Consider the following 16,065-nt stretch of genomic DNA (forward strand, 5'->3'; position numbering starts at 1 on the left):
TTTTTCTTTAGGAGATGCGTTTGATATAGTAGATTTTAAATGTAAAGGGAAAAGGGGACTTTTTTTCATGAAGGTAGAGGAACAATATATAGAATCGGCCAGTAAATTGATGAGTGATTATGTAAATGGCAGACCGGCCATCCGCCAGTATTTTTCATATGATCCGCAAATGCAGTCACTTGAAGGGCGATTGAAGAAGCTTCAAAGCCATTCTGTCGATCGCATCAAACTGTCAGGCGTTTTGCGTCAATACATGGGACGGAATGGATTGTCCGAATCAGCAGAACGGCATTTGAAGAGTTTCGAAGAAGGTGCGCCGGTGGTTGTGACAGGCCAACAGGCAGGCCTCTTAACAGGTCCCTTATATACGGTACATAAAGCAATATCGGTTATTGTTCTGGCCAAACAGGCTTCTGCGCAGCTGAACACCAAAGTGGTGCCGGTATTTTGGATTGCCGGAGAAGACCACGATTTGGCTGAAATCAGCCATCTGTACAGAGAAGTCAATGGACGAGTGGATAAATTAAACATTCCGCACGCTGAATATGGAAAGCATTCCGCTTCTTCTGCCACGCTGAATAAACCGAAGATCGCTTCTTTTCTGGAAGAGTATTTCCGCAGTCTTCCCGAAACCGAACATACCAAAGAAATCCATGGCCTGGTTTTCGGTTTGTTGGAACAATCTGTATCCTTCACCGATTTCTTCGCATGCCTGCTCGATCATTTTTTCAAGGAAGAAGGACTATTGTATATCGATGCGGCAGATGAAAATCTTCGCAACTATGAGTCTCCTTATTTCAAACAGATGATTGAACGATCCGCCGAAATTGCGGAAACGGTTGCAGCCGCTGAGCGATCATTGGCGAAGGACGGCTATAGTGCCGTCATCGGAGCCGAAGAAAACGCAGCCCATTTGTTTATTACAGTGAAGGGGGAACGCTTGCTGCTAGAGCGCCAAGACGGGGAGTTTGTTGCGAACAACGGTGCCATCCGCTTTACAAAGCAACAGCTTTTGGATATAGCTGAAAAGACTCCTGAACTGCTGAGCAATAATGTGGTGACACGACCGCTGATGCAGGAAATGGTCTTCCCGGTGCTGGCTTTTGTAGGCGGCCCTGGAGAAATCGCTTATTGGGCAGCTTTCAAAGGCGCTTTCGAATTGTTCGGCATGGAACTGCCGGTTGTTATGCCGCGCTTAAGCCTGACTTTAGTGAACCGCCAGACGCAGCGTCTTTTAGAAAAGTACAATTTGGATTTTGCTGCAGTGGTCAACGAGCGGCAAGTGGCCATCAAAAGAAATGAGTTGATGGACTCGATCCGTGAAAAGGAAGCCGAGGCCCTGATTGCGGAGCTGCAGAACCAGGTCGAAAAAGCATACAAAGAGATCCATAAAAAGTTCTCTACCATCAGCACGGGATTAACGCCGATTGTGGAAAAAAATCTGCAATTGCACGTTAAGCAATTAAGTTTTTTGAAGAATAAACTGGAAGATGAAGTGGTGCTTCAAAATAGCATTGAGTTTGGCCATTACGCTGCCATTGAAAACGAGTTGCTGCCGAATGGTGGGTTCCAAGAACGAATCTATAGCCCGTTTATTTATATGAATCAATACGGAAGTGGACTCGTAAAAGATCTTCTGGCATTGCCATTGAAGTATGATAAAAATCATAAAATTATTTGGTTATAATTGTCAAAAAGTCTGCATTCGCAGGCTTTTTTTATGTCAAAATAACTTGTTGAGACATTTTAATGTAACAAACGTGAAATATTTCAAAAACAAGTGGTGACAAGTGGGGGATTGTGGTACATTTAGTACAATAAGTGGGGTGAAGGGTATGTTCATGGGCGAATATCAACATAGCGTTGATGCGAAGGGACGGTTAATCGTTCCGGCAAAGTTTCGTGAGCAGCTGGGTGACCATTTTGTCATTACCCGAGGCCTAGATCAATGCTTATTTGGTTACACTATGGACGAATGGCAGAAAATTGAAGAAAAGCTGAAAGAGCTGCCGGTCACCAAAAAAGACGCTCGTGCTTTTACACGTTTCTTTTTTTCAGGAGCTACAGAAGTGGAACTTGATAAGCAAGGACGCGTCAATATACCGACGACATTAATTTCTTATGCGAAACTTGAAAAAGAATGCATCATCTTAGGTGTGTCCAACCGTTTTGAAATATGGGCAAAAGATTCATGGGAAAGCTATTTTGCAGCATCTGAAGATTCCTTTAACGAAATCGCGGAAAATTTAACTGATTTTGACTTTTAAAAATGAACGGGGGAAATGGATTGTTCAACCACACCACGGTTTTACTGCATGAAACTGTCGATGGTCTGAACGTTCGTCCTGACGGCATATATGTGGATTGTACGCTGGGCGGCGCAGGCCACAGCGAATATTTGGTTCAGCAATTATCTGACCAAGGTCATTTGTATTGCTTTGATCAAGACGCGACGGCACTGGCTCATGCAAAAGAAAAACTGCAAGATTACTTACATAGAATTACATTCATCCATGCCAACTTTAAGTTTTTAAAAGAAGAGCTGGAAATGCGTGGAGTGGAAAAAGTCGATGGCATTCTTTATGACCTCGGTGTTTCTTCCCCGCAATTAGATACTCCAGAACGCGGTTTCAGCTACCATAACGACGCGCCACTGGATATGAGAATGGATCAAAGCGCTGAATTGAGCGCCTATCACGTCGTCAACGAATGGTCTTTTGAAGACTTGGTAAGAATTTTCTACCGCTACGGTGAAGAAAAATTCTCTAAACAGATAGCCCGCAAAATCGAAGCTGCACGAGAAAAGCAACCCATTGAAACAACGGGGCAACTAGTCGAATGCATCAAAGACGGTATTCCTGCTTTTGCCCGCCGCAAAGGCGGACATCCTGCGAAACGGGTATTTCAAGCGATTCGGATTGCCGTAAATGATGAACTGGGCGCTGCTGAGACATCGCTGCAGGATGCAATTGATCTATTGGCCATTGGGGGAAGAATCAGTGTCATCACCTTCCATTCCCTTGAAGACCGGCTTTGCAAAGCGATTTTCAAAGAAGCCTCGTCCCTCCCGGAACTGCCGCCGAATTTGCCGGTGATTCCAGACGGGATGGAGCCGATACTGAAGCTGATTACAAGAAAACCGATTCTGCCAACAGAAGAAGAGCTTGCACACAATAACCGGTCAAGATCCGCAAAATTGCGGATTGCAGAAAAAATAAATGAGTAAGGACGTGTTCAAATGGCGTTGAATGCAAGAACTGAAACCTACATCCAACAGCCGGCCGTTCCTCAAAATCCGAGTCGGCAGCCGGTAAGAAGAAAGAGTTTAATCACTAAAGGTGAAAAAATACTGTATGTAACTTTCGTAGCAGTCTGTATCCTGTGCGCCTTGGTGATTTTGCAGAATCAATCAAAGATTCAGGCATCCACACAAGAAATCCAAACAATTGAACAATCAGTCAGTGAAATGACGAAGCAAAATTCAGATTTGTCCGTACAGGTGAAAGAACTGTCTTCATACGAGCGCATTTGGGCAAAAGCGAAAGACCTTGGCCTTAAATTAAATGAGCACAATGTAAAGGTAGTGCCTGGACAATGAAAAAAAAGTTTCGATTTCAAGGAGGAGCCTTTCTGCTATTTTTGTTATTTGCAGGGCTCTTTTTCCTTTTATTGACCAGAATTGTGACGATTCAAGCAACGGGAGAAGTGGAAGGGCAGGAACTTGCTGCCAGAGCAGCAGCGAAATACAGCCAGGAAGAAGTATTGACTGCTGAACGGGGCCGCATCATTGACCGGAGCGGAGAAGTGATTGCTGAAGACACACTCACTTACAAACTTGTCGCGGTACTGGACGAATCAGCAACGCAAAAAGCCGGTGATCCACGGCATGTCGTAGACGTGGAAGAAACAGCCCAAAAATTGGCTGGATACCTGGATGCTTCTGAAGAAAGTATTTTAGAGACATTGAAACAAGGCGTGGAAAAAGATCGCTATCAAGTGGAATTCGGTTCTGCAGGACGCGAAATCAGCCACACAAAGATGCTTGAAATGAAAGAAGCCAATATTCCGGGATTATTGTTTGTCCGGGATTTGAAAAGGCTATACCCGAACGGCGTCTTTGCGTCTCACCTGATTGGCTATGCCATGAAAGAAGAGCTGAAGGATGGCGAAACCAAGACTACCGGGAGGATGGGACTGGAATCCATTCACAATGAAGTATTGACCGGCAAGAACGGAAGAATGGAATTCGATACGGATAAATGGGGCTTCCTATTGCCTAATAGTGAGTCGGCAGTTACACCAGCCGAAGACGGTTCAGACGTTCAGCTGACTTTAGACAGAACCTTGCAGAATTTCCTGGAAGACGCCATGTCTGGAGTTCAGGAAGAATACGATCCGACGCGAATGATCGCCGTAGTTGCTGATCCGAAAACTGGTGAAATTCTGGCTATGTCACAGCGTCCGACGTTCAACCCGAATACACGTGAAGGACTTTCGGACAATTGGCTGAACGAAAGCATCGAATTGACGATTGAACCAGGATCTCCAATGAAGATGTTTACATTGGCAGCTGCAATAGAAGAAGGCAAATGGGATCCGAACGCTGTCTATAACTCTGGAACCTATAATTTATTAGGCACTACCATCGGTGACCATAACGGTGGGCGCGGTTGGGGAACCATCTCCTTCCTTGAAGGGATTCAACGCTCTTCTAACGTATCGATGGCCTATTTATTGGAGCGCATGGGAGCAGACACGTTTATGAAATACGTGGATGCATTTGGATTTGGCAAACAGACTGGCATCGATCTGCCGAAAGAGGCAGCCGGTAAAATACTGGATCAATACCCAATCAATAAATTGACGACAGCATATGGACAGGGATCGACAGTAACGCCGATTCAGATGATTCAAGCCGCCTCTGCTATTGCAAATGACGGCGTCATGATGAAACCGTACGTCATCGATCAAATCAAGAACAAGGATACTGGAAAAGTCACGGTTAAAAGTGAGCCGGAAGAAGCCGGGAAGCCTGTGTCAGCAGAAACTGCTGAAAAAGTACGGGAAGTTCTTGCGTCAACCGTGACTTCCGAAGTCGGTTCAGCAAGAGGATTTGCATTGCAGGATTACACGATTGCCGGGAAGACGGGTACAGCGCAAGTTCCGAAAGAAGGCGGCGGCTATTTGAAAGGCAGAAACAATTATTTGTTCTCGTTCCTTGGAATGGCGCCTGCAGATGATCCGGAACTGCTTATCTATATCGGTGTCCAGCAACCGAATGTGCCTGCTGATGAATATGGTTCTGTACCGGTAGCGAAAATCTTTACTTCTGTCATGGAAAATAGCTTGAAGTATTTGAACATTGAGCCAGAAAATATGGCGGAAGCTACGACGATGCCTGTGGAAGAATATACAGGTAAATCTGTGGCAGAGGCTACTGAAGAGTTGACTGAGCTTGGTGTCGAAGTCGTTGTTACAGGTGACCAGTCAGAAGTCGTGGCTCAGTACCCGGAAAATGAGGACACTGTACTGAAAGGCGGCAAAGTTATTCTGAAGACAGCGGGTAAAACGGCGTTGCCTGATTTTACTGGCTGGTCAAAACGTGAACTGCTTGCCTATCAGTCCTTAAGCGGCTTAGCATTGGAAATTGCGGGCCAAGGATATGTTTTGACGCAAAGCATTGCGGAAGGCGAAATTGTAGAGGATAATGAGCCTGTAGTAATTGAGCTTCATCCTCCGGAAATTTATTATCCAGCGCAGGCACAAGAAGACGCAGCCGCCGAAGACGATGGCGAGCAGCTGCTTGAAGAAGAGGCTGCAAAAGGTTTTGAAGCTGAAAGTGAACAGCAGGAACCACAAACGGACACTGAAGCTACGGAAACAGAAGCACAAACTTCTGAAACAGCAACAGTGGAAACAGAAGAAGTAGAAGCAACAACAGAAGAAGCAACAACAGATGAAGCCGAAGCCACGGAAACAGAAACAGAAGAAACAACCGAGTAATCTCGTGTTTAAAGGAGCTCTCTAAATGAACGCTTATACAATAATGGGTCTTGGACTTGCTTTAATCCTAACGGTCGTGCTTATGCCGATTTTCATTCCGTTGTTGAAACGGATGAAATTCGGGCAAAGCATCCGTGAAGAAGGACCTGAATCACATATGAAGAAAACAGGAACGCCGACTATGGGCGGACTGGTTTTCTTAATTTCAATCATCATCACTGTGCTATTGGTTGCCTGGTTTGCCGAACTTTTGAATGCCAAAGTACTGATTCTATTGCTTGTACTTTTCGGATATGGATTGATCGGATTCCTGGATGACTTTATCAAAGTAGTCTTAAAAAGAAATCTGGGATTGACTTCATTGCAGAAGTTAATCGCACAAATCGTCATCGCAGTCATTTCGTTCTTGGTATTGAACGGCATCGATTTTGAGACTGGCGTAACAATTCCATTTACAGATATCGCACTGGAATTATCCTGGTTCTATGTATTCTTCATTGTCTTTTGGCTGGTCGGGTTTTCCAATGCAGTCAATTTGACAGATGGGCTCGACGGCTTAGTGGCCGGCACAGCTTCAATTGCATTTGCTGCATTTGGCCTATTGGCGATTTATCAAGACCAAATCGGCATTGCCATCTTTACTTTTTCCGTCACAGGCGGTTTGCTTGGATTTTTGATTTTCAATAAATATCCGGCTAAAGTCTTTATGGGAGATACGGGTTCATTGGCTTTGGGTGGCGCATTGGCCATGGTGTCTATTTTGTTGAAACAGGAATTGCTGCTATTGCTGATTGGGCTTGTTTTCGTTATCGAAACAGCTTCAGTTATTCTGCAGGTCGGCAGTTTCAAATTGCGCCAGAAACGAATCTTTAAAATGAGCCCGATCCACCATCATTTTGAATTAAGCGGATGGTCAGAATGGAAAGTAGTCATCGTATTCTGGTCAGTCGGTCTTATCAGCGCGGCAATCGCAGTCTTTTTGGAGGTAATGTAAATGAAAGAGGTGCCACAATTACACCATAAAAAAATCTTGGTTCTGGGTCTTGCGAAAAGCGGATTTACCGCTGCACGCATCCTTCACAAACTGGGAGCATTTGTTACAGTCAACGACTCCAAGCCTTTTGAAGAAAATCCGGAAGCGCAAGAGTTATTAAATATGGGCGTCACCGTTATTTGTGGGAGACATCCTGAAGATTTACTGGAAGAGGGATTTGAACTGGTTGTCAAAAATCCGGGTATCCCTTATACCAATGTATTGATTGAATCTGCACTGGAGAAGAACATTCCGGTTTGGACTGAAATTGAGTTGGCTTATCTGATCAGTGAAGCGCCATTTATCGGCATCACTGGATCTAACGGCAAAACGACAACGACCACTTTGTTGTTCCATATGCTCAACCAAGACAATAAAAAGCCATTGATTGCCGGGAATATCGGCACAGTTGCAAGCGGGGTTGCTGAAAAAGCGAAGCCTGAAAATGTGGTGGTGACCGAATTGTCTTCTTTCCAACTAAAAGGAACTGAGTCTTTCCGCCCGAATATCGCAATTATCACGAATATTTACGAAGCGCATCTGGATTATCATGGGACGATTGAAGACTATCGAGCTTCAAAAATGAAGCTTACTGAAAATCAGACAGCTGAGGATTATTTCATATATAATGCCGATCAGCCTTTGTTGGTGAACCATGCCAAAAACTGCAAAGCGCAGTTGGTGCCGTTCACTTTAAAAGGACGGACGCCGACAAGTATCAGTGCTGACAGTGATTTCATATACTGGAAAGGCGAAAAGCTGATTGAACGTTCAAAAATTATACTTGGCGGACAGCATAACCTGGAGAACATTTTGGCGGCAACCGCTGCAGCTATGTTGTGGGGTGGAACGAAGGAGACCATCATACGTGTTTTGACTTCTTTCACGGGCGTTAAGCATCGTTCCCAGTTTATTGTGGAGTGGCAAGGACGCAAATTCTACAACGATTCGAAGGCGACCAATGCCTTAGCGACGAAAAGTGCATTGGAAGCTTTCCCGGAAAATATCATCTTATTGGCTGGAGGGTTGGAGCGAAACCATTCACTCGAAGAAATCCGTCCTTATATGAATCGGGTCAAAGCTTTGATTACGTTTGGGGAGACGGCACAGCGCTTTACAGCTTTTGCAGAAGACTGTGGTGTAGCACATATCGTACAAGCAGGGAAAATGGATGACGCGGTCGAGAAAGCGATCAATCATTCCGCCAGCGGCGACACGATCCTCTTATCTCCTGCATGCGCAAGCTGGGACCAATACGACAGTTTTGAAATTCGAGGCGATGCTTTCATTACCGCAGTCCAGCAGATGACGGAAGCCAACGAATAAAAGATAAGGGGCAGCAATTATGGACAAAGTGATTGACATCGAAGAACGCATCCCGACGCTCCGCGAGCGCCGGAAAAGAAGAACCAATCGCAAGTTCGTGGCGCTGCTGTTCATTTTCCTCACTTTGCTTGCCGTACTTTTATACAGCCAGTCGAAGTACAGTGAAATCCAGACGATTACCATTGAAGGCGCTGTGCTCTTTGACAAGGAAAGCTACCAGGCTGCAAGTGGATTAGCCGTCGGAGATTCGATGTGGTCTTTCGATGCAGGAGCGGTAGCGAAAGAATTGGAAAAACTCGAGTGGATTGAAGACGCCTCTGTCGAGAAAAAATGGCTGACAGGCGTGGAAATCAAGCTGACTGAATATGTTCAAATGGGTTACTTAGACCGTGGCAACAGCTACCAGATTGTGCTATCCAATAATTTGGCTCTGGATCAGCCGGTCACTGTCGTCGACGGTCCGATCTATTCGAATTTTGAAGACGATAAGAAACGGAAGAAACTGGTAGATCAATTATTGGAAATCGATGCTGAGGTTCTTCAACTAGTTTCACAAGTGATACTGGATCCTGATCAGGAAGACGCAGACTACGTAACTTTATATATGAACGATGGAAATGAGATCCACGGCATTTTGAGTACCTTGGCTGAAAAAATTAATTATTATCCTTCTGTCATTGCTCAATTGGAAGAAGGGCAGAAAGGCATTATCGATATGGAAGTCGGGATTTTCTTCCGTTCTTATGCAGATGTCTTTGGCCTCGAGAAGGAAGGTGCCGACGATGAAGAACCCGAAGAAGAGTAACCGCAAAAACTTCAGTAAATCGATCGTTTTTTCACTGGTCTTTTTGGTTCTTGGTTTTATCATGGCTTATTCCTACAGCTTGTCGAATGCCAATAAAGAAACAGAAGGATTTACAGGTGGAGCCTTTTTTGAACAGGAAGAACGGTATCGGAAAGACCTGATCGAGCAGCAGGAACACAATAAGGAATTGCGTGAAGAATTGCAGGAAAAGCAAGGCAAGGTCCAAGAATTTGAAAAATCATTTGCGGATGGAGAAAATCGCTATACCGAATACGCAGCCGAAGCCGAAGAACTGCGGCGGTACCTTGGGTTGGTGCCAGTTCAAGGGAACGGTTTGAAAGTGACGTTGCAGGACGGCGATTACAATCCCAATTCAGTGAATCCGAACGATTACATTGTTCACGAAAGCCATGTTTTCCAAGTGATCAATGAATTGTATATTTCCGGAGCTGAAGCCATTTCCATCAATGGCCAGCGCATTCATGGAAACTCCTACATCGTCTGTACAGGGCCGGTCATCACCGTCGATGGCGTGCAATACCCAGCACCGTTTGTCATAGAAGCGATTGGTGAACCTGATGTATTGACTTCTTCGATGGAATTGACGGGTGGCATCATGGATCAATTGCTGAATGATAATATCATTGTGACGTTGGATGAGGGGCAATTGATTGAAATGCCTGCTCTTCTGGCGGAATCATGAGTCAGGGGGGAATTGCGTGAAGAAAAGGATTCTTACCCGATTTACGGTGATTATGTTTATAATCGGTTTAATGACAGCCATTCAGTACAATACGATCAATGAACCGGACATCCGTGATACACGGGATGCCTGGGAAATCAGACAGGAATTGGCAAGAGAAAATCAGCTTCAATCAGAGCTGTTATCTGAAATCAGCTCACTCGATGATACTTTAGGCAAATACGAAGCTGCTTCGGATGCGAGCCCAGAGCAAGCGCTGCGGGAAACAGCGGGTGAACTTAGAAAAGCCGCTGGCCTGGCAGAAACTGTTGGACCCGGCATCGAAGTCCTGATTGAACCTTCCCTGGAAGCGGTTGCGATGGGACTGGACATTGAAGGGATTTCACCAGATTTGCTTATTCGCCTGGTAAATGAAATCAACCGTTTCAATGGCTTATATGTATCGATTGATGGCAAACGAATCATCAACACGACAGCGATCCGGGATATAAACGGCCAAACGACCGTCAATACGAAACCGGTCGATACACCGCCGTTTTCCATCAAAATCATCTCGAAGTCGTTGGAAGACTCGGAAAAGCTGTATAATCATTTATTGGCGTCGCGTATTCTGGACGACTTCTATATCGATAACTTGACATTGACAGTCTCTGAGCCTCAAACTGACCTTGTCATCGAGGCATACGACGGTGCTATCGACACCAAATATTTACAGGCATCAGAGGGGGAATAGCGATGTGGTTGTCCATATTAGGTTTAATACTCGGAATATCGCTCGGGCTTTTGACGGATATTCAAATCCCTCCGGAATATGCCAATTACCTGTCCATAGCCGTATTGGCGTCACTCGATACGCTTTTTGGCGGAATTCGTGCACATCTTCAGCAGGTTTATGACGACAAGGTATTTGTATCCGGTTTTTTCTTTAATATCGCCCTTGCAGCAGGTCTTGCTTTTCTGGGTGTCCATTTAGGGGTAGATTTATACTTAGCGGCAATCTTTGCGTTCGGCGTTCGGCTATTCCAAAATATCGCAGTCATTCGACGCATCATTTTAGCGAAATGGGCAGAAAAGAAAGAAGTTAGAGAAATAAATTGAACAATTGAAGGAAATTTTTCTAAGTTTTGCGATTTTCTTAGACAAGGTGCATGATTTGCAATAGAATATAAGTACAGCAGTTTATAAGGAGGTGCCACGAATTGAGTCAATCAGAATTATACGTTAGTCTAGATATCGGTTCGTCATCCGTTAAAGTTTTAATCGGGGAAATGGCCAACAAGTCGCTGAATGTAATCGGCGTCGGAAATGTAAAATCTAATGGAATCAGAAAAGGTGCGATTGTTGACATAGATGCAACTGTGCAGTCCATTAAAAAAGCAGTCGATCAGGCAGAACGCATGATCGGAAAATCCATCCACGAGGTCGTATTGGGAATTCCGGCAAACAAAGCGGTGCTTCAACCTGTTAAAGGGATTGTGGCAGTTAACAGTGAAAACCGGGAAATTACAGACGATGATTTGGATCGCGTATTGGAAGCGGCACAAGTTATGTCGATTCCGCCAGAACGCGAATTGGTCAACATCATTCCTGAACAGTATGTGGTCGATCATTTGGGTGAAATCAAAGATCCACGGGGCATGATTGGTATCCGCCTTGAAATGGATGGTACAATGGTGACGACTTCAAAGACCATTTTACACAACGTACTTCGCTGTGTGGAAAGAGCAGGCTTGGAAATTCGTGATATTTACGTACAACCGCTTGCTGCAGGAAGCTACGCATTAACTGAAGATGAAAAAAATCATGGTACAGCGTGTATCGATATCGGTGGAGGTTCTACTTCTATTGCCATCTTCCAAGAAGGCCACTTGACCGCTTCTTCTGTTATTCCAGTTGGAGGCGACCACGTTACAAAAGATTTGTCCATCATTCTAAAGACACCGACGGATCAAGCTGAAAAAATCAAACTCGAGCATGGCCATGCATTTTTTGAAGATGCTTCAGAAGATGAAGTGTTTGAAGTTCCGGTCATCGGATCAGATTCCACAGAACAATATAATCAAAAATACATATCTGAAATAATCGGAGTTCGCCTGGAAGAACTTTTCGAACTGATTTTGGATGAGTTTTACCGCTTAGGTGTACAAGACCTGCCAGGAGGAGTCGTTTTAACCGGTGGTATGGCTAAATTAGATGGCTTGCCTGAACTTGCACGGAACATCCTGCAAACGCGTGTCCGTCTGTTCACTCCGGAGTTTATCGGTGTACGCGAACCTCAGTACACAACAGCAGTTGGCCTGATCCAATACGCATACATGGAAGATGTCTTCTATGGCCGAGTTGGAACTGGAACAGCTGCCGCAAGCGCTGTGAAAGTTGAGCACCAAGAAGTACAACAGCCTAAGAAACAAAAACAGCCAAAACAAAATTCCGAAGGTGTCGTAACTAAAGCCAAGAAGATGTTTGATCGATTCTTTGAATAAAATCAACATTGTATCTAGCTTGCAAGTAAAAAAGCTGAGCAATTTTAGGAGGAAAAAGAATGTTGGAATTTGATACAAATATTGATGCAATGGCCATAATTAAAGTCATCGGTGTAGGCGGCGGCGGGAACAACGCTGTCAACCGGATGATCGAGCATGGAGTCCAAGGTGTAGAATTTATTGCAGTAAATACAGACGCACAGGCATTGAACTTGTCAAAAGCGGAAGTACGCCTACAAATCGGCGGTAAATTAACGCGCGGCCTTGGTGCTGGAGCAAACCCTGACGTAGGGAAAAAAGCTGCAGAAGAAAGCAAGGAACAGATTGAAGAAGCATTGCGCGGAGCGGATATGGTATTCGTAACTGCAGGAATGGGCGGCGGTACAGGTACTGGCGCAGCACCGGTTATTGCCGGAATCGCTAAAGAACTTGGCGCTTTGACTGTTGGTGTCGTAACTCGTCCTTTCACATTTGAAGGCCGCAAGCGTTCAACACAGGCAATCGGCGGAATTTCCATTATGAAGGAATCTGTTGATACACTGATCGTTATTCCAAACGACCGTTTGCTTGAAATCGTAGACAAAAACACACCGATGCTTGAAGCATTCCGTGAAGCGGATAATGTGTTGCGCCAAGGTGTATCGGGTATCTCAGATTTGATCGCCGTCCCTGGATTGATCAACCTGGATTTTGCCGATGTTAAAACAATCATGTCCAACAAAGGTTCTGCATTGATGGGAATCGGTGTCTCTTCAGGAGAAAACCGTGCCTCTGAAGCTGCTAAAAAAGCAGTTTCGAGCCCGTTGCTTGAAGTATCCGTTGATGGGGCAAAAGGCGTCTTGATGAACATTACAGGCGGCTCTAACCTTAGCCTTTATGAAGTACAGGAAGCAGCGGATATCGTAGCTTCAGCGTCTGATGAAGAAGTGAACATGATTTTTGGATCGGTTATCAACGATAACTTAAAAGACGAAATCATCGTTACTGTAATTGCTACTGGATTTAATGAAGAACAGTTGCAGCCAAGAACTCCTAGAGGTTCTGGATTGAACTCGAGCCGTGTCCAGTCGATCCAACAGCAGACTCCTGCACCTTCAATCCGTGATGCACGCCGTGAAGAACAACGCCGCGACGAGCAACGCCGTGAAGAGCAGCAGCCGTACTACAATCAGGAACCACAAAGACAAGAAAAACATAACGAAGATGCATTGGACATCCCGACGTTCTTGCGTAATCGTCAAAAGAGACGTTAATCCGAACAGCTGCCGGTTGGGCAGCTGTTTTTTTTAGGAAATGGCTTAATTGATAAATCAGCCGAATCTTGTTACAATATACTGGACTTCTATAGAAAAGTTGTGAAAGCATGGAACCTATCAAACCAGTTTTTGAAGAAATCACTGAACAGTTAAATTCGATAAGAGAACACATCCAAGTGATTGCTGTCACCAAACAAGTAGGTGTGGAACGCACCAAAGAAGCCATACAGTCGGGAATCCGCCATTTAGGTGAAAACCGTCCTGAAGGGTTGGCCCAAAAACTTGAGGCGATCGACGAAGATGTTTGCTGGCATTATATCGGCAATCTTCAAACCAGAAAAGTAAAAGACGTCATCGACGAGATTGATTACCTGCATTCCCTGGACCGTTTAAGCTTGGCAAAAGAAATTCAAAAACGTGCGACCCGCCAAGTAAAATGTTTTGTACAGGTAAATGTATCGGGTGAAGAGTCAAAGAGTGGAATTGCTCCGGAAGAGGCAATTGATTTTATACAATCCTTGGAAGCCTTCGACAAAATCCAGGTAGTCGGATTGATGACGATGGCACCGAATACAACGGATGACCAAGTGATTCGTAAAGCATTTAAAGGATTAAAATTACTCCAACTCCAAGTATCAGAGAAACAGTGGGCGCATGCTCCATGCACAGAATGCTCCATGGGCATGTCCAATGATTACTTAATCGCTGCAGAAGAAGGGGCAAGTTTCGTCCGGATCGGAACAGCATTAGTCGGGTCGGAAAGTGAGGCAAAACAATGAGCATGAAAAATAAATTTAAAAACTTTTTCTACTTAGATGAATACGAAGAAGAACAAGTTCGTGAACAGCCTGTTCGTGAACAACCAGCAATTCAACAAAAGCCAGCTCCGCGGTATGAAAAACCGGCAGTCATGCAAGAGCCGAAAAAAACACCAAAAGAACGGCGCCAGAAAGTGGAGGAGACCATTGTGCCTAATTTAGTTAGTTTGCAGAGTGCTTCAAAATCTTCAAAAGTCAGCTTGGCAGAACCACGGGTTTATGCAGAAGCGCAGGATATTGCAGAAAGCCTGAAAAGCAAGCAGGCCGTTGTCGTAAATCTTCAACGTATTGAAAAAGATCAAGGTCTTCGGATCATCGATTTTTTGAGTGGAACAGTTTACGCCCTAGGTGGAGATATTCAACGCATCGGAACTGACATCTTCCTATGTGTACCAGACACTGTTGAAGTGGATGGCGCCATTTCAGGATATTATTACGATGATCAAGAATAAGAGGGGTGCCATAAAATAATATGATAGTTCTTGTAAATTTATTGCTCTCGGCCATTAATATCTATTTTTACATTTTAATCGTCAGCGTCTTTATGAGCTGGGTGCCGAGCATCAAGGAATCAGGATTCGGCCAAATGATTTCTAAAATCACCGATCCCTATTTGGATATTTTCAGGCGTTTTATCCCGCCGATCGGAATGATTGATATTTCACCGATTGTTGCGATTTTCACGTTAAGCCTGGCTAGCCAGGGGATTGTTGTATTAGCGAATTACTTCATTTAACTCAAAACCTCACGTGATGTGAGGTTTTTTTCTTGAACACATGACCATAGGTAAAGGAGCATCCATATGGAAGAGATATTTCAGCATTTCAGAAAAGAAGAACAGCAATTTATTGAGCAGGTATCAGGCTGGCTGCGTGAAGTGGAAGACCGCTATTCACCGAAATTGACTGATTTTCTGGATCCGCGCCAGCGTTTTATCGTTGAGGCGGTCGTTGGCTCGAGTGATGTGCAGATAATGGCTTCGGGACGCTTTAAAGATGCGGAAAGACAGCGTGTGCTGTTGTATCCTTCCTATTTTGAACCACAGCAGGAGGATTTCAACATCACAGTCTTCGAGTTGAAATACCCTTCGAAGTTCGTGAACCTGCGCCATCCTGATATTCTGGGTTCGTTGATGTCGTTAGGTTTGGACCGCAGTAAATTTGGTGACATCCGGATAGAAAATGAGCGCGTACAGCTGGCTGTCATGGATGAAATCAGCCCTTATCTGCAGAGCAATTTCGTCAGTGCGGCTAAAGTGAAGGTGCATTTGAATGAAGTGACCGTTGCTGAAGAGCTGATTGAGACGCATGAGGAATGGTTCGAAGAATCGTACACAGTCAGTTCGATGAGATTGGATACTGTCATGAGCTCGGTCTATAACATTTCACGGCAGAAAGCGTCTGCTTTAATTCATGGCGGAAAAGTGAAGGTCAATTGGACGCTGCAGGAGCAGCCATCTTTTGAACTGCACGAATCGGACATGATTTCTTCAAGAGGCTACGGACGTGTTCGTTTGATCATGATTGAAGGGCGCACGAAAAAAGACAAGGTCCGTCTGCAAGTCGGCCGCCTGGAAGCGAAAAACTAGGCGGCTTTTAAAAAAAACGAAATAATACTGAAATTTTGGGCCGTGGACTG

General features: G+C 44.7%; 17 protein-coding genes. All 17 read left to right on the top strand.

The window, feature by feature from the left end; genetic code table 11:
- Positions 1-67 precede the first annotated feature (67 nt).
- The 17 genes from bshC to QMA01_RS02160 all read left to right on the top strand — a co-directional run bounded on the left by bshC (position 68) and on the right by QMA01_RS02160 (position 16,015).
- Positions 68-1,687: a bacillithiol biosynthesis cysteine-adding enzyme BshC gene (gene bshC / locus QMA01_RS02080; RefSeq protein WP_290214207.1), complete on the top strand. Its 1,620-nt coding sequence runs from the start codon at positions 68-70 to the stop codon at positions 1,685-1,687.
- 148 nt (positions 1,688-1,835) lie between these two features.
- Positions 1,836-2,267: a division/cell wall cluster transcriptional repressor MraZ gene (mraZ, locus tag QMA01_RS02085; RefSeq protein WP_290214208.1), complete on the top strand. Its 432-nt coding sequence runs from the start codon at positions 1,836-1,838 to the stop codon at positions 2,265-2,267.
- Positions 2,268-2,287: 20 nt separating this feature from the next.
- Positions 2,288-3,226: a 16S rRNA (cytosine(1402)-N(4))-methyltransferase RsmH gene (rsmH, locus tag QMA01_RS02090; protein ID WP_191713989.1), complete on the top strand. Its 939-nt coding sequence runs from the start codon at positions 2,288-2,290 to the stop codon at positions 3,224-3,226.
- A 12-nt stretch (positions 3,227-3,238) separates the two neighbouring features.
- Entirely contained in the window at positions 3,239-3,598 is a 360-nt protein-coding gene (ftsL, locus tag QMA01_RS02095) for a cell division protein FtsL (protein ID WP_191713990.1), read from the top strand.
- Positions 3,595-6,003 (top strand): penicillin-binding protein, encoded by a 2,409-nt coding sequence (locus QMA01_RS02100; protein ID WP_290214209.1) that lies wholly within the window; start codon positions 3,595-3,597, stop codon positions 6,001-6,003. The genes ftsL and QMA01_RS02100 overlap by 4 nt, the downstream gene beginning before the upstream one ends.
- 25 nt (positions 6,004-6,028) lie before the next feature.
- Complete coding sequence (mraY, locus tag QMA01_RS02105) at positions 6,029-6,997, top strand: phospho-N-acetylmuramoyl-pentapeptide-transferase (RefSeq protein WP_191713992.1); 969 nt, start codon at positions 6,029-6,031, stop codon at positions 6,995-6,997.
- Positions 6,998-8,362, top strand: coding sequence for a UDP-N-acetylmuramoyl-L-alanine--D-glutamate ligase (gene murD / locus QMA01_RS02110; protein WP_191713993.1), 1,365 nt, complete (start codon positions 6,998-7,000; stop codon positions 8,360-8,362).
- Positions 8,363-8,381: 19 nt separating this feature from the next.
- A complete protein-coding gene (locus QMA01_RS02115) occupies positions 8,382-9,167 on the top strand; it encodes a cell division protein FtsQ/DivIB (protein WP_290214210.1) in 786 nt (261 codons plus the stop codon).
- Positions 9,145-9,870, top strand: a complete 726-nt coding sequence (locus QMA01_RS02120; RefSeq protein ID WP_203339398.1) for a DUF881 domain-containing protein — start codon at positions 9,145-9,147, stop codon at positions 9,868-9,870. Before QMA01_RS02115 ends, QMA01_RS02120 begins: the two co-directional genes overlap by 23 nt.
- Before the next feature lie 16 nt (positions 9,871-9,886).
- On the top strand, positions 9,887-10,603 hold the full coding sequence (locus QMA01_RS02125; protein WP_191713996.1) for a DUF881 domain-containing protein: 717 nt from the start codon (positions 9,887-9,889) through the stop codon (positions 10,601-10,603).
- 2 nt (positions 10,604-10,605) lie between these two features.
- Positions 10,606-10,968 (top strand): small basic family protein, encoded by a 363-nt coding sequence (locus QMA01_RS02130; protein ID WP_191713997.1) that lies wholly within the window; start codon positions 10,606-10,608, stop codon positions 10,966-10,968.
- 101 nt (positions 10,969-11,069) lie between these two features.
- Positions 11,070-12,353 (top strand): cell division protein FtsA, encoded by a 1,284-nt coding sequence (gene ftsA, locus QMA01_RS02135; protein WP_191713998.1) that lies wholly within the window; start codon positions 11,070-11,072, stop codon positions 12,351-12,353.
- A 59-nt stretch (positions 12,354-12,412) separates the two neighbouring features.
- Positions 12,413-13,606: a cell division protein FtsZ gene (gene ftsZ, locus QMA01_RS02140; protein ID WP_191713999.1), complete on the top strand. Its 1,194-nt coding sequence runs from the start codon at positions 12,413-12,415 to the stop codon at positions 13,604-13,606.
- A gap of 110 nt (positions 13,607-13,716) precedes the next feature.
- On the top strand, positions 13,717-14,388 hold the full coding sequence (locus tag QMA01_RS02145) for a YggS family pyridoxal phosphate-dependent enzyme (protein WP_191714000.1): 672 nt from the start codon (positions 13,717-13,719) through the stop codon (positions 14,386-14,388).
- Positions 14,385-14,879 (top strand): cell division protein SepF, encoded by a 495-nt coding sequence (locus tag QMA01_RS02150; protein WP_290214211.1) that lies wholly within the window; start codon positions 14,385-14,387, stop codon positions 14,877-14,879. Before QMA01_RS02145 ends, QMA01_RS02150 begins: the two co-directional genes overlap by 4 nt.
- Before the next feature lie 20 nt (positions 14,880-14,899).
- Positions 14,900-15,163, top strand: coding sequence for a YggT family protein (locus tag QMA01_RS02155; protein WP_191714002.1), 264 nt, complete (start codon positions 14,900-14,902; stop codon positions 15,161-15,163).
- A gap of 66 nt (positions 15,164-15,229) precedes the next feature.
- A complete protein-coding gene (locus tag QMA01_RS02160; protein ID WP_191714003.1) occupies positions 15,230-16,015 on the top strand; it encodes a YlmH family RNA-binding protein in 786 nt (261 codons plus the stop codon).
- Positions 16,016-16,065: the final 50 nt, after the last annotated feature.

The sequence above is a fragment of the Planococcus notacanthi genome (assembly GCF_030407825.1).
Lineage (GTDB): Bacteria > Bacillota > Bacilli > Bacillales_A > Planococcaceae > Planococcus > Planococcus notacanthi.

Excerpts from the sequence above, each read along its gene's own strand:
- bshC (WP_290214207.1), top strand. The coding sequence starts at position 68 with ATGAAGGTAGAGGAACAATATATAGAATCGGCCAGTAAATTGATGAGT.
- mraZ (WP_290214208.1), top strand. The coding sequence starts at position 1,836 with ATGTTCATGGGCGAATATCAACATAGCGTTGATGCGAAGGGACGGTTA.
- ftsL (WP_191713990.1), top strand. The coding sequence starts at position 3,239 with ATGGCGTTGAATGCAAGAACTGAAACCTACATCCAACAGCCGGCCGTT.
- QMA01_RS02100 (WP_290214209.1), top strand. The coding sequence starts at position 3,595 with ATGAAAAAAAAGTTTCGATTTCAAGGAGGAGCCTTTCTGCTATTTTTG.
- mraY (WP_191713992.1), top strand. The coding sequence starts at position 6,029 with ATGAACGCTTATACAATAATGGGTCTTGGACTTGCTTTAATCCTAACG.
- murD (WP_191713993.1), top strand. The coding sequence starts at position 6,998 with ATGAAAGAGGTGCCACAATTACACCATAAAAAAATCTTGGTTCTGGGT.
- QMA01_RS02115 (WP_290214210.1), top strand. The coding sequence starts at position 8,382 with ATGGACAAAGTGATTGACATCGAAGAACGCATCCCGACGCTCCGCGAG.
- QMA01_RS02120 (WP_203339398.1), top strand. The coding sequence starts at position 9,145 with ATGAAGAACCCGAAGAAGAGTAACCGCAAAAACTTCAGTAAATCGATC.
- QMA01_RS02130 (WP_191713997.1), top strand. The coding sequence starts at position 10,606 with ATGTGGTTGTCCATATTAGGTTTAATACTCGGAATATCGCTCGGGCTT.
- ftsZ (WP_191713999.1), top strand. The coding sequence starts at position 12,413 with ATGTTGGAATTTGATACAAATATTGATGCAATGGCCATAATTAAAGTC.
- QMA01_RS02145 (WP_191714000.1), top strand. The coding sequence starts at position 13,717 with ATGGAACCTATCAAACCAGTTTTTGAAGAAATCACTGAACAGTTAAAT.
- QMA01_RS02150 (WP_290214211.1), top strand. The coding sequence starts at position 14,385 with ATGAGCATGAAAAATAAATTTAAAAACTTTTTCTACTTAGATGAATAC.
- QMA01_RS02155 (WP_191714002.1), top strand. The coding sequence starts at position 14,900 with ATGATAGTTCTTGTAAATTTATTGCTCTCGGCCATTAATATCTATTTT.
- QMA01_RS02160 (WP_191714003.1), top strand. The coding sequence starts at position 15,230 with ATGGAAGAGATATTTCAGCATTTCAGAAAAGAAGAACAGCAATTTATT.